Here is a 21,293-nt window from a genome sequence, read left to right on the forward strand (position 1 = left end):
GAGGCTGGATCATTGGGCGCACCCCGCCTTACGTTGGCGCCATGAGCGATCACCTGGAAGCGCCTGTCGCCCCCGTCGAGGCCCTTGAACCTCCTTACTACGTGGCGGTTTTCACCACGGTGCGCACCGAGGAGCAGAGCGGTTACAGCGAGACCAACGCACGCATGGAGGACCTGGTGAAGGACGTACCTGGGTTTTTGGGGATGGACCACGCGCAGACTCCTGGCGGCCTGGGTATCACCGTCGGATACTTCCGCGACGCCGACGCCCTCCGCGAGTGGCGGACCAACGCCGAGCACCGCGCGGCGCAGAAGCGCGGACAGGCCGAGTGGTACCAGAGCTACACGCTCCATGTGGCGAAGGTGGAGCGCAGCCACGGGTTCACGCGTACCCAGGCCCCGCACGGACCGACAGCAGACTGATCGACCGCCGCCGGTCGGTCCCTGACGTGACGCAGTCGATGCTCTTCGATACGTTCCCAGGCCATGGCGGATGGCAACGGTGCGCCGGAAAAGGTGGCGTGGGTTCTGGTCCGGGACGATCGGGTGCTGGTGACGCGTAGTCACGACAGGGATCGCTTCTACTTTCCGGGTGGTCATCGTGAGCCGGGCGAGTCCGACTGCGAGACCCTGGTGCGGGAGATCGACGAGGAGTTGCAGGCGGCGATCGACCCGGATTCCATGGTGCACTTCGGCACTTTCGAGATCGGCGAGGGGCATCCGGAGCACGGCCCCTTCCGGATGATCTGCTATACGGCCGATCACCGTGGTGAGTTGGCTCCGGCGCGGGAGATCGCCGAGAAGGCGTGGTTTCGCTACGCGGACAGGGACCGGGTCTCGGCCGTCGACGCCATGGTCTTCGACGCGCTTCACGAGGCCGGGCGGCTTTCCTGATTCCTGGGTCCGTGAGGTGTCCGGCGCACCGGGCTGTCGGTCAAGACAATCCGGTTCTGCTCCGACTGCGGCATCGTGACGCCGGCCGATCGCAACGCCGTCGGCTACCGCCATAGCGGCCCGGACGCGACGGTTTTCGGGCCCGTTTTGGACAGCGGACAGCAGAATTCCGAAAGCACATGGGTCGAGCCCAGGGCCTTGCGAAGGGCAGCCAACCCACGCCGGAGGAGTGCCGATCGAGGACCGTCGGCCGCTTTACGCGCGGGCCGTAGCCTGGCAGCCGGGTAGTAAGGCTACGGAGACCAGCGCCTACGTCTGAGCGCAGGACGTGCGCAACTCCGTCCACGCGTCCCGGGCCGAGTCGGCAGCGAACAGCGGGGTGGGCGTGCTCCGTCCGGGAGTGAACAGCATGTAGTGCATGGGGAGAAAGGACACGTCACCCCACGGCTCCCGATCGTGCACACGCGCGAGTACTTGGCCACAGCGTATGCAGGCGATCCACGGGACGACCAGCGGACCAGCCAGTGCCTCATCGATCGAGAGGTAGGCCCCGGACGGCTGGACGGCGTCGTCACGCTCGATCAACCTCAGCCCGTCGTCCTCCTGGCGATGGCCCACGCATTGGCCGAGGCCCGGTGCGAGCGCTCTGCGCACACCCCATACCTCGGACGCCACAGAGATTTCGGCCCGCACCGTCTCGCTGATCGGCGCCTGATGCTCCAGTAGGCCGGCGACGAGCTGGTCCAGCCCGGCTTCCTGCTCCCCGATCTGCCAGCAGTCCATGAATCGCGCGGCGTCATCGGGTGGCAGAGGCGCGGCGAACCGACGCCACTGGGTCGCTTCGTCAATCACGCGCCGAGACTATCGGCGCCTTCCCAGCGCTGCGTCGGCCCCCCGTCGGCTGCCAACGACAGAGGCGACTCGTGACGCCCCGCGCCCCCCGCCGAACAGAGCCCGCCGTCGTCAAAAAGAACTCATTGAACCGTACAACCACACGGAACCTTCACGAGTCCTTTACATGCACATCGAAACGCCCTTGGGGGGACCATGAACAACCAGCAGTACCCGCAGCAGCCCTACGGCGGTCAGCCGTACCCGCCGCAACAGCCGTGGGGCGCCCCGCCTCCGGCGCCTCAGCCGCCCAAGCGGAAGACGGGAAGAATCGTCGGCCTCGGCTGCCTTGGCATCGTCGCGCTGTTCGTCCTCATCGGCATCGTCGCCGCGATCGGGGGTGGTGACAGCGACAACAAGGCCGGCGGCTCCGGCGACGCCGGCCCCGCCGCGACCGCCACCAAGAACGACAAGGCCGCGGCCGTCAAGGACGACGGGAAGTCCGCCGGCAGCAGCGACAAGAAGCAGTCCGACGACAGCGGTAAGAAGAAGTCGGTTGGCGAGAAGAAAGCCGATACGAAGTCGAAGGTCGTGACCTTCAAGGTCTGGGGCACCGCCCCTGCGGGCGCGCTCGGCCCGCTCGACGTCACATACGGCTCCGACTCGGACACCCGTCAGGGCGCGTTCAAGAACGGCAAGTTCACGGCCACGCTGCCGCTGAACGACGACGCCATGTACTTCAACGTGACCGCGCAGCTGCAGGGCTCCGGCGACATCAACTGCTCCGTAACCGTCGGCGGTCACACCAAGAAGGGCCACGCGGCCGGCGGCTACAACATCTGCGATGCCCAGCTGTCGTCCGGGCTGTTCGGCGGCTGGGAGTAGCGATGACCGACCTCATACCGCCGCCGCCCACCGAGCCGCCCTCCGTACCGCTCGTACCCGCCGAGGTCGCGGTGCCCGCGGCACCGGCGAAGAAGCGCCCGAGTCCGCTCGCCGCCGGACTCATCGGCCTCGCTCTCGGTGCCGGCATCGTCGGAGGCACCTGGGCCGTCACCGCTGCCGGCGGGCCCGGCAAGCCGGGCACGTTCACGCTCGAAGGCGAATTCACGCTCCTCGAAAACGCCTCCGAAACCGGCGGCGGCTGCGAAGGGACCGGCGGCTACGACGACATCAGTGAAGGTACCTCCGTCACTGTGTACGGCGCCGACGGAGAGGTCATAGCCACCGGACACCTCGGCGACAGCAAATCCGTCACCTACGACACCTGGATGTTCAACATCGCCGTCCCCGACGTACCCAAGGGCGGAAGCCTCGGGTAGGCGGCCGGTTGGCGTCGCTCGTTCCCTCAAGGCGCCCCGGCCTCTACCGGGGCGTCCGCAGGGTCATCACCGACCCCCGGGGTTCAGCTGACGCCGAACTGCTCCTGGACCGAGCGGAGTTTCTGCCATCGCTCGGTCCTCCGCGCGGCGTCTGGCCTGCGCTCATGGTGGAGGAAGACGAGACGATTCCAGTCGTCCGCGTGGGTGAGAGAGCCCGTGAGCGATCAAGCCGTGCCTCCGCGGCCTGATGCGCTCCTTCTAAAGGTCACGGAGAGGACCGCGGCTGGTCGTGGTCGCGGCCCGGGAACAGCGAGTCGGGCCTGCGACGCTGGCGTCCGACGCGACCGTCGGTTCTGAAGGGGGCGACTGATGAGGCTACGGCCGCCGGTCGACGTCGCCGCATACCGGAGTGTGGGCCATGAATGCGCAGACTTGACTCTCCCGTAAGGGGAGACATGAAGGTGGGCCCATGGACGGCGGCGCGCTCTACTCGATCGGTGAACTGGCCCGGCGTACGGGGCTGTCGGTCAAGACGATCCGGTTCTACTCCGACCGCGGCATCGTGACGCCAGCCGATCGCACCGCAGCCGGCTACCGGCGCTATGGCCCGGAGGCGATCGCTCGGCTGGCCCTCGTGCGGACGTTGCGCGAGCTCGGACTGGGTCTCGACGCGATCCGACGGGTCACGGATCAGGAAGTCACGCTCGGTGAAGTAGCCGTGGAGCATGCCGCCGCCCTGGACGTACAGATCAGGGTCCTGCGTCTGCGGCGAGCGGTGCTGATGACCGCGGCCACACGCGAGCCCACCGTTGAGGAGATGGAACACATGCATCGACTGGCCACGCTGTCCGAAGCACAGAGGCGCCGATTCGTCGACGACTTCCTCGACGCCGTCTTCGACGATCGCGTCGGCCGGACGGCCTATGCGGCGGCTCGGCGATCCATGACCCCCGAGCTTCCCGACAGCCCCTCCGAGGAGCAGGTCGCTGCATGGGTGGAACTGGCGGAGCTGTCCCTGGACCCGGGCTTTCGCGCCGGTGTGCGCAGCCTCGTGGACGACCACGCGGCCGAACTGGCCGACGCCACCGCCGCTCCGCCCCGTCCGGACATCGTCGCCGTCACCCGTGAACTCGTCGAAGCGGCCGTGGCATCCGGTATCGGTCCCGGCTCCCCGCAGGCCGATCCCGTCGTCGCGAGGCTCACCGCCGCGTGCGCGCGAGCCGTCGGACGTCCGGACGACACCGAGCTGCACGGCTGGCTGGTGCATCGCCTGGAAGCCGCGAACGACCCACGCCGGCAACGGTACTTCGACCTTCTGGCTGTCATCAACGGCTGGCCGGCGCCGGAACCACTTGCACCGGTGATCGACTGGTCCGTCGAAGCCTTGAGTGTCCGAACGGCCCGCTGACGCGGCCTGTGCAGCTGCCGGCAGGACCCGGTGCCTTCGGGCTCTCGGGACGTCACACGCCCAAGAGCGTCCCAAGAGCCGGAACCTGCTGCCGATGAAGTCGGCGACGTAGGAGGGGCACTTGGGCTTCGCCCATGAGCAGGCCCCCGCACGCCGAACGTGACGCACGCCCGAGCCATCCCCTGCCACCACCACCCCACCGCACGGGCCGCCCAGCCCTGCGCACCCTCGACGTGACCGCCGCCGCGGCGACACGGACCGCCCTCGAAACCCTCGCGGCGACCGGCTTCGACGACTTCGGCACGGCTACGGCCCGGGCGCGTGCCTGGTGCTGTCCACCCCCGCAGGCACGGCCCGGTGACACACGGGGCCGTCAGTGCTCCAGGCGCACCGGCATCAGCAGTGAGAACGTCTCCTCGTCGTCGGGCCGGCGGATCGCGACGGGCGCGGTCGGGACACCGAACTCGAGGATCAACCGATCCCGGCCGCCGGCGGCCAGGGCGTCCAGCAGGAACTCGCGGTTGACGGCCACCTGGTCCGGGTCGTCGTCACCGTCGTCGCAGACGACCACGGCACCGTCGTCCGCCACCTTCAGCACGCTGAGGTCGTAGGACGCCCCGTCCTGACGGCGCACTTCGCTCGCACGGACGGGACCGCCCTCCACGGCCTTCCGGAAATCCGCAGCCTCGACGAGGGCGCGGCGCCCGGCAGGCAACTGGACAAGGCGACGGTAATCGGGGAAGTCGTGCTCAAGGCGCCGCCCCGACGCCTGTCCGCCCTCCGTCTCCAGCGTCACGCGATCACCGTCCACAGCGAGCCGTACGGACTCCTCGCCGTTCAGCAACGCCCGCATCGCGTCGGCGATCGGGGCGGGCACGACGACCTGCACAGCGGGTCCGCCGTGCCCGCCGACACCGGCGTGTGCGACAGCCATCCGGTACCGGTCGGTGGCCACGACGCGAAGTGCCTCCCCCTCGACGTCGAACAGGACGCCACCCAGCATCGGCAGCTCCGGATCGACACTGACGGCGAAACGGACCGCGTCCAAGGCGGCCGCCAACTCAGCAGCGGAGGCGGTCAGTCGGGTGGTGATGGTCGGATCGGAAGTCAAGGTGTTCTCCCTGCGCATGAGTAGTTCCTGGAGCGTGGAGAACTCGGCGCGGGCATCGGACAGTTCGAGTTCGAGCCGGCGCAGGTGCGCCTGCAGCAGCTCACTCACCAGGTCCTTGTCCGCACTGGACCAGCCGGCCAGGACGAGCCGAATGTCGGCCAGCGACATACCGGCCCGGCGCAACCGGGCCAGCAACCGCGCCTCCTCGAGCTGGGCGGGGCTGTACCAGCGATAACCGCTCACCGGGTCCACCCTGGCCGGCACCAGCACCCCGGTGCGGTCGTAGAACCGCAGGGCACTCACACCCAGCCCACTGTCCCGGCTCATCTCACCAATGCTGCGCATCTCGCTCTCCACACCGGGAACTTTGGGCCCTGCACAAGGTCGAGGGTCAATCGCGGCGTGTGCCGATCTGCAGGGTGGCCGGGGCCGCGCAGCAACCTCCGCCGTCCCCGCTCTGGGCCGAGTCAGGGTCGTCGTACAGACCCGCGCCGCCGCACACACCGGTTTCCGGCAGCGTGAGTTCGACGCGCTCGGCGGCCTCGCGGTCGCCTGCGATGGCTGCGGCGATGGATCGGACCTGCTCATAACCGGTCATGGCGAGGAAGGTCGGGGCGCGGCCGTAGGACTTCATGCCGACCAGGTAGATGTCCGGCTCCGGGTGGGACAACTCATTCACGCCGTGCGGGTAGACCGTGCCGCAGGAGTGCACGTTGGGGTCGATGAGCGGGGCCAGCGCGGTCGGGGCCTGGAGGCGCTCGTCGAGGCCGAGCCGCACTTCGGAGAGGAAGGAAAGGTCGGGCCGGAAGCCGGTCAGCGCGATGACCTCGTCGACCGGGTCCAGGCGCCGGCCGTCCTCGGCGATCAGGACCAGCCGGCCGGCGTCGCGCTCCACAGTCTGCGTGCGGAATCCGGTGACCGCACTGGCGTGACCGGCCTCGACCGCGGCCCTGGCGCGCAGGCCCAGGGCGCCGCGCGCGGGGAGCTGGTCGGCTTCACCACCGCCGTAGGTGCCCGCGCCGATGCCTCGGCGCAGGATCCATGCGGCGTGCGTACCGGGTTCGTCCTTCGCCAGATCGGCAAGGTGGGCGAGCGCGGTGAAGGCGGAGGCGCCGGCGCCGATGACGGCTGTGCGCTTGCCTGCGTACCGGGCGCGGGCGGCATGGTCCTTGAGATCGGGTACGCGATAGGAGATGTGGTCGGCTGCCGACTTCTCCCCGAGAGCGGGCAGGCCGTCGGCGCCCGTCGGACCGGGGACGGACCAGGTGCCGGATGCGTCGACGACGGCACGGGCGGTGAGGCGCTGCTCGCGTCCGCCGGCCGTCCGGACGTGGATCGTGAAGGGCTGCTCGTCGCGGTCGGCATCGACGATGCGGTCCCGTCCCGCGCGGGCGACGCCGGTCACGGTGAGGCCGTAGCGGACCTTGTCGCCGAGTACGTCGGCGAGCGGCTGGAGGTAGCCCTGCGCCCAATCACCGCCGGTGGGATAGGTGGCGCCGTCGGGGCGGGTCCAGCCGGAGGGGGCGAGGAGCTTCTCCGCGACGGGGTCCGTGACCTCGGACCATGGGGAGAACAGCCGGACGTGTGCCCAGTCGCGTACGGCGGTTCCGGCGGAGGGCCCGGCCTCCAGGACCAGCGCTTCGAGGCCGCGCTCGACGAGGTGGGCGGCAGCGGCCAGGCCGACGGGACCGGCTCCGATGACCACAACGGGCAGCTGGTCGGTGGTGGGCGCGTTCACGGTGTTCCCCTTTGATTCGACGTCTGTCGATGTCTTGCGCGGCCCAGCATGGCACCTGTATCGATGGACGTCAACATAGACAAACATCGAATCAGGAGAATGGGTCCCCTGGTCGACTTGATTCGACATGTGTCAACATAGATGCATGTCGAATACGAAGGTGCTGCCGCTGCTCGAACCCGAGGCGCGCGAGGCCGTGGCACCGTGCTGCCCGCCCCTGACCGAGCGACCGTTCACGGCGGAAGAGGCCGAGACGGCGGCGCGGATGTTCAAGGCGCTGGGTGATCCGGTACGGCTGCGCCTGTTCACCGCGGTCGCCTCGCACGAGAGCGGAGAGGCCTGCGTATGCGACATCTCCGACGTCGGCGTCTCTCAACCGACCGTCTCCCACCACTTGAAGAAGCTCAAGGACGCCGGACTGCTGACGTCCGAGCGGCGCGGCACCTGGGTGTACTACCGGGTCGAACCCTCCGTGCTGGCCGCGATGGGCAAGCTGCTCACCACCGGACCGGCTGCGGCCTGATCATTCCCGGGCGTGGAGAGTGCTCCCGGTGAGGCCGGACTGGCCGCCGCCGAGCACCACCACCTGGGACGTGCGCGTCACTCGGTGGCTTTTCGGCCGGGCAGGAAGACGAGCGCCACCAGCGCCAGGCCGACGACGGCGCCGATCAGCTGCATGGCGACGAAGCCCACCAGGGAGCCTGGTGCGATGCCCGCGAAGGTGTCGCTGAACGTGCGGCCGATGGTCACCGCGGGGTTGGCGAAGGACGTGGAGGAGGTGAACCAGTAGGCGGCGCCGATGTAGGAGGCGACGGCCACGGGGGCGAAGCGCAGCTGGTCGGTGCGGGCCAGGCCGAAGATCAGCAGGATCAGGCCGGCCGTCGCGACGACCTCGCCCAGCAACAGGTGTCCGGCGGACCGGTCGTGGGTGGACCACTCCACGAGCGGCTTGCCGAACATCGCGTCCGCCAGGATCGCGCCCGCGATCGCGCCGACGATCTGTGCGGGGACGTAGACGGCCGCCTCGCGGATCGTCACGCCCGGGCCGCCGCGCCGGCCTGTCCACCACTCGGCCAGTGTGACCACGGGGTTGAAGTGCGCGCCGGAGACCGGGCCGAGCAGGAGGATCAGGACGCCGAGGCCGAAGACGGTGGCCAGGGAGTTGGTCAGCAACTGCACCCCGACGTCCTTCGTGAGTTCGGTGGCCTGGATACCGGAGCCGACGACCACCGCGACCAGGGCCGCGGTACCGATGAGTTCGGCGGCCGCGCGGGCGGCCAGCGGCCTGCGGGGCGGGGTGGCGCCGGGAGCGGGCTGCGGCACGACGTCGGGTGGCGCCGATGCCGCTGCGGACTCGTGCGTGGCGGTCAACGAGGACTCCTTGGTGCGGTCGCCGGGTGGCGAGGGATCAGGGGCAGGAGCGCTTGTTGCCGGCGGCGGCACGGGCGGACTCGGCCAGGTCGGCGAACTGACCGGCGAGCGATGCGATGACGTCCGCGCGCAGCTTGTAGTAGGTGAACCGCCCGCACGGCTCCGTCTCGACGACTCCGGCCTCGCGCAGCACCTTCAGGTGGTTGGAGAGGTTGGTCTGCCGGGCGCCGGTCTCCTCCACGAGGTGCGTGGTGCACAGCGTCTCTTTGGCCAGCAGGGTGACGATCTGGAGCCTCAGCGGGTCGGCCAGAACCCGGATCAGATCAGTGTCGACTGACGTCAGCATGCACTGATACTGTCACATCAGTGGTGACTGACACCACTGGCCGCTGATGTGTGCGGACCTCTTCTGCCGCCGTGCAGGCGCGAGATCAAGAGAGACCACTGATGTCCGACAAGCCGTCCGTGCTCTTCGTCTGTGTCCACAACGCCGGCCGTTCGCAGATGGCCGCAGCGTGGCTGAGCCACCTGGGCGGAGGCCGCGTCGAGGTCCGCTCCGCCGGTTCCAGCCCGGGCGATCAGGTCAATCCCGCCGCTGTCGAGGCCATGGCCGAGGTGGGCATCGACATCTCCGCCGAGGTGCCGAAGATCCTCACCGTGGATGCGGTCAAGGAATCCGACGTATGCGTCACCATGGGGTGCGGCGACAGCTGCCCGGTCTTCCCCGGCAAGCGGTACCTGGACTGGCAGTTGGACGACCCGGCCGGCCAGGGCGTGGCGGCGGTCCGCCCGATCCGGGACGAGATCGAACGACGCGTCCGCGGCCTCCTCGACGAACTCGGTGTCCCCGAACGGCGCTGACCACGTACGGCACGCCCTGATCTTCGCCCGCACCACCAAGTCGTAGAGGCCTTGTCGCGGCTTGGTCGGCGCGGCAGGTGCTCATCCAGGCGGACGAGGCACCGGACGTGCAACTGTTCGGGACCGGCAGGAGTCTAGCGATCGAAGCGATGTACCCCTGGAAGACACCGTCCGTTCGCCCGCGCTCCAACAGAGGTTCCCTCCATGCCGATGCCCCCGCACAACCGTCGCGTCCACAGTGCCGCTGTTGCCGCCCTCGGCGCTGCCGGCCTGATCGCGCTGGCCGCGGCTCCCGCCGCCTTCGCCGATGACACCGCACCCGAATTGGTCATTGGCGGCATCAAGCCGATCGGCGGGGTGAAACCGGGGAGCACCTTCGATGTGCCGGTCACCGTGGCGAACAAGGGCACCGGAGCCGCCGGGAAAGTGTGGGTCACCTACTCCGTCACCCGGGGACTCGACTTCGCGGAGGTTCCCTCCAACTGCTGGACGCAGCACGTCCGGCCCTACGACGAGATGCCCGAGAGGTGGACCGCGGCGTGCGAGTTCGATCAGGCGGTGGAGCCGGGCGTCGTCTACACGCCCGACAGGCCTCTGCGCGTCGAGGCACTGGACCGCGCGCTCAACGACGAGCTGCGCCTGCGCGTCGGGGAAGACGAGCCGGGGGTGGACGACAACGGCACTCCGCCGGTGGTGGGAACCGGGCCGGCGGTGAGACTGGTCGAGAGACAGGCCGGGGGCGAGGGGGCCGCGCAAGTCGTCGACGTGCCCGTCACCTCCGTCAACACGGCCGACTACCAGGTGACGGGTGCCGCGTTGAAGGGGAGCGTCGGTGAAACGGTGCCGATGAAGGTGGAGTTCACCAACGCCGGGCCCGCCTGGGTCATGACCAAGGTGGAAGTCCCGTCCGTAAGGGTCGTGATCACGCCACCCGCCGGAACGTCGGCTGTCAAGATCCCCGGTTTCTGCAAGGCCAAGGGTGAGGCGTACGAGTGCGGCACGAGTGAGCGGGCTCTCTACGAGGGCGGACGAGAGACCTACACCTTCGAGCTGAAGATCGACAAACGGGTGGCGCATGCCAAGGGCTCGGTGGCCCTCAGCACCGAGGCGCGGCCGTTCGACCCCGACAAGGCCAACGACAAGGCCGACATCACGCTGGACGTCACGGGCGGGGGGCCGACCGGCTCGACGGGCAGCTCGACCAGCGGCTCGGGCGGATCGGCCGGCGGGTCGTCGTCGACCGGCGGCGACGGGACGACGGCGAATGGGGGCGACGGGACGACGCCGAATGGCGGCAGCCTGGCAGAGACCGGGTCCTCGGCGCTGCCGATCACGGGCATGGCTGCCGCGGCGGTGGCCACTGGTGCGGGCATGCTCGCCATCGTGCGCCGCCGGACCCGAGCCTGAGCTGACGACTGTCCGACGCGAGCGGTGCTACCGCCCTGGGGCGTTGGGCCAGGCGCGAGCAGGGCGCCGGGGCCTCAGTCGTCGGCGTTCTGCGGTGGCTGGTGCGAGGGCTTTTTGGACTTTGCGGGCTGCTTCGGAGTGCCGTGAGCCTTGGGGTGGGTGGGGCGGTTCTTGCCGTGGGGCCGGTGTGAGGCCGGCCTACCGGGGGCGGAGCCGCGGTGTTCCGGGGATCGCTGCTGCGTCAGCGCTGCCACGTCGGTGGAACCTTGGTTCGCCTGGGCGGCGTCGGTGTGAGGTCCGGCGGCCGGTGGGGCGGAAGACCGGTGGGATCCCGTCGAGGGGGTGGTGCCGGGCCTTGTTCGAGGAGCCGCCGTACTTGAGGGGGTGGTCGTCGATGTCGCAGCGCGGTCGTCGCTGTGTCCGTCGGTGCCCGCGGCGACGGTGAGGGTCGTTCCCAGGGCCACGGAGAGTGCGGCCAGAGCGGTTCCCACCGCCAAGCGGCGGTTGTGACGAAGACCGCCCGGAGGGTGGGGAAGGGGTACGGTCGGCTCGCTCCCGGCGTTCAGGTTCAGGGAGGCGAGGAGCGTCGCGCACCGCTCCGTGTCCGGGCGGGCCTCGGGGTCCCGGGCGGTCATGGCCCGCAGCAGGTCAGCAAGGTCGGGGGCGAGCCAGGTGGGGATCGTGGGTGGGCGGTGAAGGCGGGCGATGGCGGCCTCCAACGGAGTGCCCTGGTACTCCAGTTCACCCTTCAGGCACTCCAGCAGGACCAGACCGAGAGCGTAGACGTCCGTGGGCGGTCCGACGCGTCGTCCCTCGATCTGTTCCGGCGCCAGATAGGCGGCGGTGCCCGTCAGGGCGTCAGGTTCCGTATGGCGCGTGGCGTTCACCAGGCGTGCGATGCCGAAATCGGCCAGGTGGGGGTTGCCGGCCGTGTCGAGCAGGACGTTCGAGGGTTTGATGTCGCGGTGCACGATCCCGGCCCGGTGGACGTGGGCGAGCGCTCGTGCGAGGGAGGTACCGAGCTCGGCCACGCGCCGCTGAGGCAGCGGTCCGCTCGTCAGGAGGCCGCGTAGCGTGGGGCCGTCGACCAGTTGCATGACCAGGTAGGTGCGTTCGTCGTGGCAGCCGGAGTCGTAGACGGTGACCAGGCCGGGGTCTTCCAGGCGGGCGAGGAGGACGGCCTCCGCGGCGAGACGGTCCTCCGATTCCGGGCCGGAGCCCGGTCGGAAGACCTTGACGGCCACGGGCCGCCGAAGGCGCGTGTCGATTCCCTCGTAGACGTCGGCCATACCGCCCGAGCCGATTCTGACGCCCAACCGGTAACGCCCGGAAAGGAGTTGAGCGGACTGCGCATCCTCTGTCACCGGCGCGGGAGCCGGCAGGGCTGCTGATCGGCGGACGTTCATCTGCTCTCCGTTGCTGTCACCGCGTAGCGGACTCGACCTTGGACCGTGTTGTGCGGCGGGTACCCCGGGCCGTATCGGATATCCGGGGGGAGTCGGCCTCGTGATGGGGCGGCGACGAAGCCGGTGCGGGCCGGTGCCCGTGGGGCCGGCGGACCGGCAAGTCCGTTTCGTCTTCGCGGCGTCCGCCGCGCGTTCGTCAACCACAGCATGGCGCAGGGGAATTGGGGTAGGCGGACGGGCGCGGCCACCGTCCGAGTCGGCGCCGACGGAGGCTGCGATGCGCGGGGCCCACTCCCCCCGGGGCCTCGCGCGCGGCATGTCCTCCCAGCCGTCGAGTCCCCCTCGAGCCAGGCCGGAGGATGTGGGCCGGAGCCGCCGACGGACCCTTGAGGCCCAGTGCTCCGGCCCGCCCCGCCGCGTCTTCCGCCAGGCCGATCACGTCGACCAGGCTCAGCTGAAGCTGAACGCCGAGTACATGTGCCGGAAGGCGCAGGGACGCTTGCCGGCGGGGTCAGTGATGCGCCTGGTGTTGCCGGAACCTGGACGAACCTTGGGTTCCGCTTGGGAGTCGGACAGTAGTGGCATCGAGCCACAGCGCGGTACACCTTCAACCATGTCCGCCTCGAAAACGGTGACCGTCCATCCGCCAGACGTCGAGGGCGGTCGGCTGGTCTGCGTCCGAGAAGTAGCCGCCGGCCGGGCCTACGGTCTCTGGGACGTTGTCGTGTTTCTTCACCGCGCCGGGCTGGACCGGGACTTCGGGGACGAAGACGAGATCGCGGCCTCCGAACTGATCGAATGGCTCGGCGGAGGCCCGCACGTCTGGGAGCAGTGCGCCGACCCGTCCTGAGTCTCCGAGCCGACCCGTCCTGAGCCGCCGTAGAAATGCGGAGAAGGGCCGCTTCGACCTCCCCAGGTACCACGGCCCCTCCCCGGGCGAGCGTGGTCCCGTTTACCCCGGTGATCCGCTTCCATGCCTTGGCTGGTGGTCGCAGTTTCGCCGCCGTTTCCGCACGCTCCGCATGGGCTTTGGTGCGGACCGCGGACATGATTCCCCTGCGGCGGGGCTGGATCGGGGACACCGAGGATGCTGGAACGCCAGGGCAGGGGGCACTGGCGCTGCCCGACGGCGCGGGCCGGGCCGAGTGCCAGGTGGTGGACCCGGTGGGGCCTGCAGATGCAGGCCTCCGTCACCGTCCTGGACCAGGCCGGCCACTCCGTGACGGGAGGCACTGACGCCTACGGGCTGTTCACCGCGGCCGTACCGTCCGGCGACTATCAACTGGCGGTGATCTGCGACGGCTTCGAGCCACACCGGGCCCCCGTCCACGTGCTCCCCGACCTGCGTTCCTCCGCCGGTGTGATCAGACTGATGCCGCCACGCTGCCGCCGGCCCCGGCGCCGGGCCACTGGACCATCGACCCGGATCACACCGCGATCAGGTTTGTCGCGCGTCATATCGGTATGGCCGATATCCACGGCAGGTTCAACCGCTTCTCCGGCAACCTGTGGATCGGGAGCGGATGCGGGACACTTCCTGGACGTGGACGCCCACCCGTATCTGACCTTCAGCGGCGGCACCTTCGCGCATCGCGGCGGCTCCCACTGGGACGTGACCGGGACGCTGGAACTCAACGGCGTCGTCCGCACCGTGAAGCTGGACACCACCTACCTGGGTCTCGGCACCGGCATGACGGGCGAACCCCGCGCCGCCTGCAAGGCCGGCGCCTCGATCGCCTCGCGCTCATGGATTGTTCGCGTCGGATCCGCCGAGCGCGGCGACCTCCCGTACCGCCGTCGCGATCGCCGGGGCGTCCTTCTTCAGGAGTGCGCCGTGGTTGCTGGCGACCTTCGCGCTCACCTTGATGTGCGGGTTGCGGGCGGTCACCGCGTCCAGGCTGGTGCGGATCTGTTCCTGCTCGTCGCCGCGGCTGCCCAGGGACGTGCCCGAGGCGACCACGTACCGTACCGGGACGGTGATGCCGGCCAGTACAGGGGCCAGCTCGCTCTCGCGGGAGAGCTTGCCGAGTTCGATGTTGCAGTCCGCCATCCGGGCGGCGTTCATCCGCGGAGTAAGGCCCGTCGGGCGCAGCAGCGGCATGAGCCCGCCCCACTGCCGGAACTGCTTCCGGATCCGCTGCTCCATGGCCTCGTCCAGCCAGTCGTAGGGGAACGCTCCGTCGACCAGGACCGCGCCCATGGCTCGCTCCGGATTCCGGGCGGTCCAGTGCGCCCCGAGGTAGGCCCCGTACGACCAGCCCACCACCAGCGCCCGGTCGACACCCCTGGCCGCGAGGACGGCATCGACATCGCGGACGGCGGCCTCGAAGGAGTAGTCCGCCGAACGCTTCGACTTCCGGCCGCGGGCCCGTTCGTCGTAGGTGATGTGCCGCCATTCCGGGACCAGTTCGGCGATGACCCGCCGCCAGTAACCCTGCGTGGCGAACTGGCCGTTGAGGTAGATCACGGGAGTGCCGGGGCCGCCGGTGTCGGTGACGGCCAGGGCCGTGTCGTCGATCGGCACCATGCCGGTCCAGTTCGAGCTGGTCGAGGAGGTGCTGTGCTTGGTCATGTCGTTTCCTTGGTCGCGATCGGGTGCCCTCTACCGCTGGGGTGTCTTCTACCGCTGGGGTGGCTTCTACGGCTGGGGTGGCTTCTACGGCTTCTTTCGGTGGGCCTGCGGGTGGAGGGCAGGCCCCAGGACGGTCGGCCGGGTCGCCGGCGGTGATCGGACGATGTCGATCCCGGCGGCCCGGCGCGCCGTCCTGGTCGCGCTCGTTCAGAGGCTGCGGGCGGTGATGTCGCCGCGAGAGGTGGTGGCACGGATGCCGAACCGGTGGTGCCGTCGTTCTTCAGGGAGTTGCTGACGCGGCCGCAGGCGGTGTCGGCGTCCAGGGCGGCCGAGACGCCGGCGGCGGCGCCGACCGAGATGTCCCCGGACTGGGTCCGCAGGACGATCGTGCCGCGCACGGCTTCGGTGATACGGATGTCGCCCCGCGCGGTGCTGATCTCCGCGGGCCCGCCCAGTCGCCCGACCTCCACGTCGCCGTCGGTCGCGGTCAGGTGGAGGCTCGCGGCCTCGTCGATCTTGATGTGGTGGTACGCGCCCTCGAAGGCGACGTCGCCCAGGCGGCCGACGCTGCGCAGCTCGGAGCTGGCGGCCCTGGCCTCGACGCGGGAGCCGGTCGGCAGTTGGACGGTGACCTCCAGCGATCCGGAAGAGCCGGAGAGCCGGTTCTCGGGCTCGGCGGTGTCGATCCGCAGGACACCGTCGGTGTGGACGACGGTGGTCTGCTCGGCGGCCTGGACGTCGCGGTTCTTGGAGGGGTTGGCGGGCCGGACCTCGACGGTGGTGTCGGCGCGGTCGGCGGCGATGAACTGGATGCGTCCGGCGGGAATGTTCAGGACGGCGGAGATCGGGGCGGGGGTGTCGAACTTCTGCATCGTGTTCTCCTTCATCGGGCATCGGTATCGGGGGCTCTTCGGCCCGCCGTTTCTGATGAAAGAAACGCTACGTTGCATTCATGGATCTGGGAACAGCGTTGTTGCGTATGAAGGTTGTCTGCGCAGGTCAGAGCGGTGAAGTCGTTGCAACGGTCTCGCGCTTAACGCAACAACCTCCTCATCGTGCGTTGCAATGGGATGGGAGTGAACGCTACCCTCGGGGCAACCACGAACCGCGAAGGAGCCCCGAATGCCGGGAGGCAGACTCACCCAGCAGGAGCGTCAGCAGATCGCGCTGGGGCTGGCCGACGGGCTCGCCTACGCGGAGATCGCCCGGCGCCTGGACCGGCCGACCTCGACCGTCACGCGCGAGGTCATGCGCAACGGCGGCCCCACCGCCTATCGTTCGGACCTCGCCCACCGTGCCACCGAACGCCGCGCCCACCGGCGCAAGCAGCCTGCGCCGAGGAATGTGCAGGCGCCCCCGCAGGCTGATGGACGCGACGCCGAGGCCGTGCGGGAGTACGAGGAGACGCTCACCACCGTGCTCATGGGTTCGGGCGCCCCCAAGATGATGGCGAGGGTGCTGGCCTGCCTCTACACCACCGACGCGGGCAGTCTCACCGCGGCCGACCTCGTCCGGCGCCTCCAGGTGAGCCCGGCGTCCATCTCCAAGGCGATCGCGTTCCTCGAGGAGCAGGGCCTCGTGCGCCGGGAGCGCGACGAGCGGCGCCGCGAGCGGTACGTCGTCGACGACGACGTCTGGTACCAGTCCATGATGGCCAGCGCCCGCGGCACCGCCCAGCTCGGCGAGACCGCGCGGCAGGGCATCGGCGTCCTCGGCCGCGGCACCCCGGCCGCGACCCGCCTGGAGAACATCGCCCGCTTCGTCGACTTCGTCTCCGAGAGCATCGCCCGCGCCGCGGATCAGGCCCGCGAAGTCCTCCACGCCAAGTCCGAGGAGGGGTCGGACGACACCGCCGCCGAGTAGTGGCGCCTGGGTCGCGAAGGGATGCCGGCCCGTGGCCGTGCGCCGGCTCAGCCGATCGGCACCGGCATGGGCTGGACGGCGTAGTCGAGGCGGATGGTGTCACCGGTGGCGGGGTCGCCCAGCTCCACGGTCCAGCCCTCGGCGAACTGGTCGACGCCGGGTGCCATCGGGATGGTGCCGGAGATCAGGACGGTGCCCGGGGTGAGGGCGTCGCGGGAGCGCAGGACGTCGACCCAGTAGGCGGGGGTGAGGAGTTCGGCGAGAGTGCCGTGCTGGATCTCGGTGCGCGTGCCGTCATGGGTGACCCAGGCGCGCAGGGTGAGTTCGTCGATGCGGGTCTCCACGTCGGCCAGCCGCCAGGCGCGGCGGGCGAGGACGTCGGGGCCCGCGTTCTTGCTCCAGGCCACGCCGTGCACCTCGAGGTCGCGGTCGGTGTGGTCGCAGGCGGCGGTCAGCAGCAGCTCCCCGTCGTCCGCGACGACGAGCGCCCACTCCGCCTCGCCCGACGTGCGCCCGTGCTGGGCCTGGACCCGGTCGGTCTGCTGGGCGAGGTAGGGGGAGACGGGGTAGAGGGCCGGAGTCGCCGACGGGCCGGGCACGCCCAGCTCGGCGAGTTCCGCGACGTGCGCGGCGACGTCCTTCTGGCTGCGACCGGCGTACCCGGCGTTGAGGACCTGGACGACGTCGACCTCGCGGGTCGATCCGTCGGGCAGTTCGAAGGTCAGCACGGCCATGAGGGCACTCCCAGAGATCGGATCCACGGTGAAGTATTCGGCGCAGGGGGTTGCGCATACGATCTGTATACAAGAAGTATGCCGGAAGGTCGATGTCCCCGAGCAAGGATGGGAACCATGCCCCACACCCCGAAGGGCGACGTGAAGGCGTCCGCTCGGCACTCCGGCGTCCGCCGGGCCTTCGTCGCGAGCCTGACCGGAACCGCACTGGAGTGGTACGACTTCGCCGTCTACTCCGCGGCGGCCGCCCTGGTCTTCGGCGACCTGTTCTTCCCCTCCGAGGACCCGCTCACGGGCACCCTCCTGGCCTTCTCCACCTACGCGGTCGGCTACGTCTCACGCCCCCTGGGCGGCTTCGTCTTCGGCCGCCTCGGTGATGTCATCGGCCGCAAGAAGGTGCTGATGGCCACGCTGGTCCTCATCGGCGTGGCCACCTTCCTGATCGGGGTCCTGCCCGCCTACTCGACGGTGGGCGTGGCCGCCCCGATCGCCCTGGTCGTGCTGCGCTTCGCCCAGGGCGTCGGCGTCGGCGGCGAGTGGGGCGGCGCCGTGCTGCTCTCCAGCGAGTTCGGGGACCCGCGCCGCCGCGGCTTCTACGCTTCCGCCGCCCAGGTCGGCCCGCCCGCCGGCAACCTGCTCGCCAACGGCGTCCTCGCCGCACTCGGCGCGCTGCTGACCGAGGCGCAGTTCGAGTCGTGGGGCTGGCGCGTGGCCTTCCTGCTCTCCGGCGTCCTGGTCGCGTTCGGACTGTGGGTGCGGGCCAGGCTCGAGGAGACCCCGGTGTTCAAGGCGATGGAGACCGAGCACTCCCGCCCCGAGGCGCCGATCCGCGAGGTCTTCGCCACCCAGCCCCGCGCCCTGCTCGCCGCGATCCTGTGCCGCGTCGGCCCCGACGTGCTCTACGCGATGTTCACCGTCTTCGTCCTGACGTATGCCACCAGCCAACTCGGCATGTCGCGCGGCTCGGCCCTCGCGGCCGTCCTCATCGGCTCGACCCTCCAGGTCTTCCTGATGCCGCTCGCCGGCGCCCTCTCCGACCGCGTCAACCGCCGCCTGCTGTCCGGCTGCGCCGCGGTGGCCGCCGCCGTATGGCCCTTCCTGTTCTTCCCGATGATCGGCGGCGGGGGCCGGCTGCCGCTCGCCGCCGGTGTGGTGGTGGGCCTGGTGATCCACTGCTGTCTGTACGGACCGCAGGCCGCCTTCATCGCCGAGCAGTTCTCGCCCCGGCTGCGCTACACCGGCTCCTCCCTCGCCTACACCCTGGCCGGGATCATCGGCGGTGCGATCGCCCCGCTGCTGTTCACCAGCCTGCTGAGCGCCTACGGCACCTGGGTGCCGCTGGCCGCGTACATCGCCCTCGCGTCGGCCGTCTCCCTGGCCGGGATCTTCCTGGGGCGCGACCCCGAGGCCGCCGTGGACGAGGACACCGCCCTCGCCGCGCCGAAAGCGCGAAGTACGGCGGCTGCCACCCGTACCAACCTCTGACCCCCGACCCCTCCGAGGAGGAACCGCATCATGCGGATCGCCCTGAGCCAGCTCACCACCGGCCCGGCCCCCGACAAGAACCTTGGCCTCCTGGAGGAATGGACACGGCGCGCGGCGGACGCCGGAGCCCGCGTCGTCGTCTTCCCCGAGGCGTCGATGGCCTGCTTCGGCATCCCGCCGGCGCCGCTCGCCCAGCCACTGGACGGGCCGTGGGCCGACGGCGTACGGCAGATCGCGCAGGCCACCGGCACGGTCGTCGTGGCCGGCATGTTCACCCCGGCCCCCGGAGGCCGGGTGACCAACACCCTGCTGGCCACCGGACCCGGCGTCGAGGCGTCGTACGACAAGATCCACCTCTACGACGCCTTCGGCTTCCGCGAGTCCGACACCGTCGCGGCGGGCTCGGCCCCGACGCTGATCGACGTGGACGGCGTGCGGCTGGGCTTGGCCACCTGCTACGACGTCCGCTTCCCCGAGCTGTTCCGAGCCCAGGCCGACGCCGGGGCCGTCGCCACGCTGCTGGCCGCGTCCTGGGGTGCCGGGCCCGGCAAGCTCGAGCAGTGGGAACTGCTGGTGCGGGCCCGTGCACTGGACGCCACGGTGTGGCTCGCCGCCGTCGACCAGGCCGACCCCGGGGGCGAGCCGGGCTCCGCGCCGACGGGTATCGGGCACAGCCGCGTCGCCGGACCCGACGGCACGATCCGGCACGCCCTGGGCGCCGGGCCCGAGCTGCTCGTCGCCGACCTGGACCTCGACGAGGTCGCCGCCGTCCGGCAGAAGACGTCCGTACTGGCCAACCGGCGCCCGGAGCTGTGGCGATGAGCAAGCCCGAGCTGGAGTTCCACCTGCCCGACGGACCGTGGAGCGCCCCGGCCGGGGCCGGCCCCGGAGTCGAGGAGCGCGTCCTGGCCGACGACCCCGAGCGCGGTTGCCGTACCGCACTCGTGCGCTGGGCACCCGGCACCGACACGTCGGCCGGCGGCGTGGCACGCCACGACTTCTGGGAGGAGGTCTACCTCGTCGAGGGCGCCCTGCACGATCTGACCCTGGACCGCTCCTTCACCGCCGGCATGTACGCCTGCCGCCCACCAGGCATGCCCCACGGCCCCTGGACCTCGCAGGAGGGCGTCATCATGCTGGTGATCACGTATCCCTGAGGGCTCACCGGTGTTGGCCTCCGCGCCGGGAGGGCCTGGGGTAGGCGTGGATGCCCGGGCGGAACTGGGGCCGGGGGCTGTCGGCCCCACGCGTCCGGCCGCGGTCACGGATGCAGAGCCAGAGCACGACGTGGATGCTGACGGCGGCCGGGAGGAGGAAAACGGCGATCCACGAGAATCGCAGCCGGACATCGGCCGAGGACGTCGCCGTGTCCCAGCCGTGCGGCAGGCCGATGAGAACCAGAGAGGCCAGGCAGGTCAGAGCGGCCGTCGCCAGCACGCCGGCAGCCAGCCAGAACGCGAGTCCCGCCCACCAAGCGCTCAAGATCTTCCGCACGCCGCCCCCTGTCGTCCGCGCGGGAATTGTCACCCGGACCGGACCGGCGGACAAGCCGGTTGTGGATGGACCGCCTAGCCCGCGAGCAGCACCTTCAGCGTCGACTCCAGGTGGTGGTCGATGGCGGCGCACGCGGCCCGAGCGTCTCCCGCGGCCAGGGCGTCCACGATCGCCTCGTGCTCTTCCATCACCGCTTCCTGGCGGCCCTGCTGGTTGAAGAGCGCGACCACTCCGGCGCGGACCTGTCGGCTGCGCAGGCCGTCGTAGTGGCGGTCCAGGAGGGTGTTGCCGACGGCGGAGACCAGGGCGGAGTGGAACTGGTGGTCCACGTCGATGAACTCCTTGGCGTCCTCGGCGCCGGTGAGCTCACGCTGCCGGTCCAGCAGGGATCGCAGCTCCGCCACCGGTGCCCGTCCGGCAGAGACCAACTGCTCGGCGGCGTAACGCTCGACGATGCCCCGCAGCTCCATGAGCTCGCGGATCTCGCGTCCCGTCAGGGGCGCAACCCGGGCGCCCCGCTTGGGCACGAGCTCGACCAGGTCCTCCGCCGCGAGCTGCAGCAGCGCCTCGCGGATCGGCGTGCGCGATACGCCGATGCGGTCCGCGAGGTCCTGCTCCGAGAGGAAGGCCCCCTGCATCCCGGGATCCGTCAGCACCGTGTCCTTGAGATACGCGTACGCCTTCTCCCGACCCGACGCCACGGCAGCCCCCAGACCTCGCATACAGCTTGTATACGGACGCTACCACGTGCAGGCTCTCGAAATAGCGGCTCGAACAGCGTGGCTGGAGGACTGCAG

Annotated in this window: 23 protein-coding genes and 4 pseudogenes; 16 read left to right on the forward strand and 11 right to left on the reverse strand. The window is 70.3% G+C overall.

Annotation, left to right across the window (positions count from 1 at the left end):
* Window positions 1-41: 41 nt before the first annotated feature.
* The 3 genes and pseudogenes from ACGFYN_RS37155 to ACGFYN_RS37165 form a co-directional block, all read left to right on the forward strand.
* Complete coding sequence (locus ACGFYN_RS37155) at window positions 42-422, forward strand: antibiotic biosynthesis monooxygenase family protein (protein WP_393870381.1); 381 nt, start codon at window positions 42-44, stop codon at window positions 420-422.
* Between the two features lie 63 nt (window positions 423-485).
* The gene (locus ACGFYN_RS37160) at window positions 486-893 is read left to right on the forward strand and encodes an NUDIX domain-containing protein (RefSeq protein ID WP_393870382.1); all 408 of its coding nucleotides are present in this window, start codon (window positions 486-488) and stop codon (window positions 891-893) included.
* 33 nt (window positions 894-926) lie between these two features.
* Window positions 927-1,022: pseudogene (locus ACGFYN_RS37165) on the forward strand (MerR family transcriptional regulator); the annotation flags it as partial.
* 180 nt (window positions 1,023-1,202) lie between these two features.
* Here the strand turns inward: ACGFYN_RS37165 and ACGFYN_RS37170 are convergent.
* Window positions 1,203-1,745, reverse strand: coding sequence for a hypothetical protein (locus ACGFYN_RS37170; protein ID WP_393870383.1), 543 nt, complete (start codon window positions 1,743-1,745; stop codon window positions 1,203-1,205).
* A gap of 195 nt (window positions 1,746-1,940) precedes the next feature.
* Between ACGFYN_RS37170 and ACGFYN_RS37175 the strand changes: the two genes are divergently transcribed.
* From ACGFYN_RS37175 to ACGFYN_RS37185, 3 genes are all read left to right on the forward strand, one after another.
* Window positions 1,941-2,609: a hypothetical protein gene (locus ACGFYN_RS37175; protein WP_393870384.1), complete on the forward strand. Its 669-nt coding sequence runs from the start codon at window positions 1,941-1,943 to the stop codon at window positions 2,607-2,609.
* Between the two features lie 2 nt (window positions 2,610-2,611).
* Window positions 2,612-3,046, forward strand: coding sequence for a hypothetical protein (locus tag ACGFYN_RS37180; RefSeq protein ID WP_393870385.1), 435 nt, complete (start codon window positions 2,612-2,614; stop codon window positions 3,044-3,046).
* Window positions 3,047-3,515: 469 nt separating this feature from the next.
* Window positions 3,516-4,454: a MerR family transcriptional regulator gene (locus ACGFYN_RS37185; protein WP_393870386.1), complete on the forward strand. Its 939-nt coding sequence runs from the start codon at window positions 3,516-3,518 to the stop codon at window positions 4,452-4,454.
* Window positions 4,455-4,827: 373 nt separating this feature from the next.
* Here ACGFYN_RS37185 and ACGFYN_RS37190 read toward each other — a convergent pair whose 3' ends face one another.
* Entirely contained in the window at window positions 4,828-5,910 is a 1,083-nt protein-coding gene (locus ACGFYN_RS37190) for a MerR family transcriptional regulator (protein WP_393870387.1), read from the reverse strand.
* 46 nt (window positions 5,911-5,956) lie between these two features.
* Window positions 5,957-7,303, reverse strand: a complete 1,347-nt coding sequence (locus tag ACGFYN_RS37195) for an FAD-dependent oxidoreductase (protein ID WP_393870388.1) — start codon at window positions 7,301-7,303, stop codon at window positions 5,957-5,959.
* A 145-nt stretch (window positions 7,304-7,448) separates the two neighbouring features.
* Between ACGFYN_RS37195 and ACGFYN_RS37200 the strand changes: the two genes are divergently transcribed.
* Window positions 7,449-7,826: an ArsR/SmtB family transcription factor gene (locus tag ACGFYN_RS37200; protein WP_393870389.1), complete on the forward strand. Its 378-nt coding sequence runs from the start codon at window positions 7,449-7,451 to the stop codon at window positions 7,824-7,826.
* 77 nt (window positions 7,827-7,903) lie between these two features.
* Here ACGFYN_RS37200 and ACGFYN_RS37205 read toward each other — a convergent pair whose 3' ends face one another.
* Together ACGFYN_RS37205 and ACGFYN_RS37210 are read right to left on the reverse strand one after the other, a co-directional pair.
* Window positions 7,904-8,674, reverse strand: a complete 771-nt coding sequence (locus ACGFYN_RS37205; protein ID WP_393870390.1) for an aquaporin — start codon at window positions 8,672-8,674, stop codon at window positions 7,904-7,906.
* Between the two features lie 37 nt (window positions 8,675-8,711).
* Window positions 8,712-9,020, reverse strand: a complete 309-nt coding sequence (locus ACGFYN_RS37210; protein ID WP_393870391.1) for an ArsR/SmtB family transcription factor — start codon at window positions 9,018-9,020, stop codon at window positions 8,712-8,714.
* 101 nt (window positions 9,021-9,121) lie between these two features.
* Between ACGFYN_RS37210 and ACGFYN_RS37215 the strand changes: the two genes are divergently transcribed.
* On the forward strand, window positions 9,122-9,535 hold the full coding sequence (locus ACGFYN_RS37215) for an arsenate reductase ArsC (RefSeq protein ID WP_393870392.1): 414 nt from the start codon (window positions 9,122-9,124) through the stop codon (window positions 9,533-9,535).
* A gap of 204 nt (window positions 9,536-9,739) precedes the next feature.
* The gene (locus ACGFYN_RS37220; RefSeq protein ID WP_393870393.1) at window positions 9,740-10,942 is read left to right on the forward strand and encodes a hypothetical protein; all 1,203 of its coding nucleotides are present in this window, start codon (window positions 9,740-9,742) and stop codon (window positions 10,940-10,942) included.
* Window positions 10,943-11,016: 74 nt separating this feature from the next.
* Here the strand turns inward: ACGFYN_RS37220 and ACGFYN_RS37225 are convergent, their stop codons facing one another.
* Window positions 11,017-12,231 (reverse strand): serine/threonine-protein kinase, encoded by a 1,215-nt coding sequence (locus tag ACGFYN_RS37225; protein ID WP_393870394.1) that lies wholly within the window; start codon window positions 12,229-12,231, stop codon window positions 11,017-11,019.
* Between the two features lie 730 nt (window positions 12,232-12,961).
* Here ACGFYN_RS37225 and ACGFYN_RS37230 point away from each other — a divergent pair.
* The 3 genes and pseudogenes from ACGFYN_RS37230 to ACGFYN_RS37240 form a co-directional block, all read left to right on the forward strand.
* Complete coding sequence (locus ACGFYN_RS37230) at window positions 12,962-13,198, forward strand: hypothetical protein (RefSeq protein ID WP_393870395.1); 237 nt, start codon at window positions 12,962-12,964, stop codon at window positions 13,196-13,198.
* A gap of 566 nt (window positions 13,199-13,764) precedes the next feature.
* A pseudogene (locus ACGFYN_RS37235) lies at window positions 13,765-13,848 on the forward strand (hypothetical protein); the annotation flags it as partial.
* A 43-nt stretch (window positions 13,849-13,891) separates the two neighbouring features.
* A pseudogene (locus tag ACGFYN_RS37240) lies at window positions 13,892-14,026 on the forward strand (hypothetical protein); the annotation flags it as partial.
* Between the two features lie 66 nt (window positions 14,027-14,092).
* On the opposite strand, the gene ACGFYN_RS37245 reads toward ACGFYN_RS37240, so the two are convergent.
* Window positions 14,093-14,920 carry an alpha/beta fold hydrolase gene (locus ACGFYN_RS37245; RefSeq protein ID WP_393870396.1) on the reverse strand — a complete coding sequence of 276 codons (828 nt, stop codon included), beginning with the start codon at window positions 14,918-14,920 and terminating at the stop codon, window positions 14,093-14,095.
* Window positions 14,921-15,127: 207 nt separating this feature from the next.
* Window positions 15,128-15,792 (reverse strand): annotated as a pseudogene (locus ACGFYN_RS37250) (DUF4097 family beta strand repeat-containing protein).
* A gap of 250 nt (window positions 15,793-16,042) precedes the next feature.
* On the opposite strand from ACGFYN_RS37250, the gene ACGFYN_RS37255 reads away from it, so the two are divergent.
* Window positions 16,043-16,783, forward strand: coding sequence for a helix-turn-helix domain-containing protein (locus ACGFYN_RS37255; RefSeq protein WP_393870397.1), 741 nt, complete (start codon window positions 16,043-16,045; stop codon window positions 16,781-16,783).
* Between the two features lie 47 nt (window positions 16,784-16,830).
* Here ACGFYN_RS37255 and ACGFYN_RS37260 read toward each other — a convergent pair whose 3' ends face one another.
* On the reverse strand, window positions 16,831-17,517 hold the full coding sequence (locus tag ACGFYN_RS37260) for a DUF2848 domain-containing protein (RefSeq protein WP_393870398.1): 687 nt from the start codon (window positions 17,515-17,517) through the stop codon (window positions 16,831-16,833).
* A 117-nt stretch (window positions 17,518-17,634) separates the two neighbouring features.
* Between ACGFYN_RS37260 and ACGFYN_RS37265 the strand changes: the two genes are divergently transcribed.
* Genes ACGFYN_RS37265 through ACGFYN_RS37275 form a run of 3 tightly spaced genes read left to right on the forward strand, consistent with a single transcriptional unit; the run spans window position 17,635 to window position 20,159 of the window.
* Window positions 17,635-19,002 (forward strand): MFS transporter, encoded by a 1,368-nt coding sequence (locus ACGFYN_RS37265; RefSeq protein ID WP_393870399.1) that lies wholly within the window; start codon window positions 17,635-17,637, stop codon window positions 19,000-19,002.
* Between the two features lie 30 nt (window positions 19,003-19,032).
* Window positions 19,033-19,824, forward strand: a complete 792-nt coding sequence (locus tag ACGFYN_RS37270) for a carbon-nitrogen hydrolase family protein (RefSeq protein WP_393870400.1) — start codon at window positions 19,033-19,035, stop codon at window positions 19,822-19,824.
* Window positions 19,821-20,159: a cupin domain-containing protein gene (locus ACGFYN_RS37275; protein WP_393870401.1), complete on the forward strand. Its 339-nt coding sequence runs from the start codon at window positions 19,821-19,823 to the stop codon at window positions 20,157-20,159. Before ACGFYN_RS37270 ends, ACGFYN_RS37275 begins: the two co-directional genes overlap by 4 nt.
* 4 nt (window positions 20,160-20,163) lie before the next feature.
* On the opposite strand, the gene ACGFYN_RS37280 is transcribed toward ACGFYN_RS37275, so the two are convergent.
* Together ACGFYN_RS37280 and ACGFYN_RS37285 are read right to left on the reverse strand one after the other, a co-directional pair.
* A complete protein-coding gene (locus ACGFYN_RS37280) occupies window positions 20,164-20,496 on the reverse strand; it encodes a hypothetical protein (RefSeq protein ID WP_393870402.1) in 333 nt (110 codons plus the stop codon).
* A 74-nt stretch (window positions 20,497-20,570) separates the two neighbouring features.
* The gene (locus ACGFYN_RS37285; protein WP_393870403.1) at window positions 20,571-21,197 is read right to left on the reverse strand and encodes a GntR family transcriptional regulator; all 627 of its coding nucleotides are present in this window, start codon (window positions 21,195-21,197) and stop codon (window positions 20,571-20,573) included.
* Window positions 21,198-21,293: the final 96 nt, after the last annotated feature.

Source organism: Streptomyces sp. NPDC048419, from assembly GCF_043200415.1.
Taxonomy (GTDB): Bacteria; Actinomycetota; Actinomycetes; order Streptomycetales; family Streptomycetaceae; genus Streptomyces.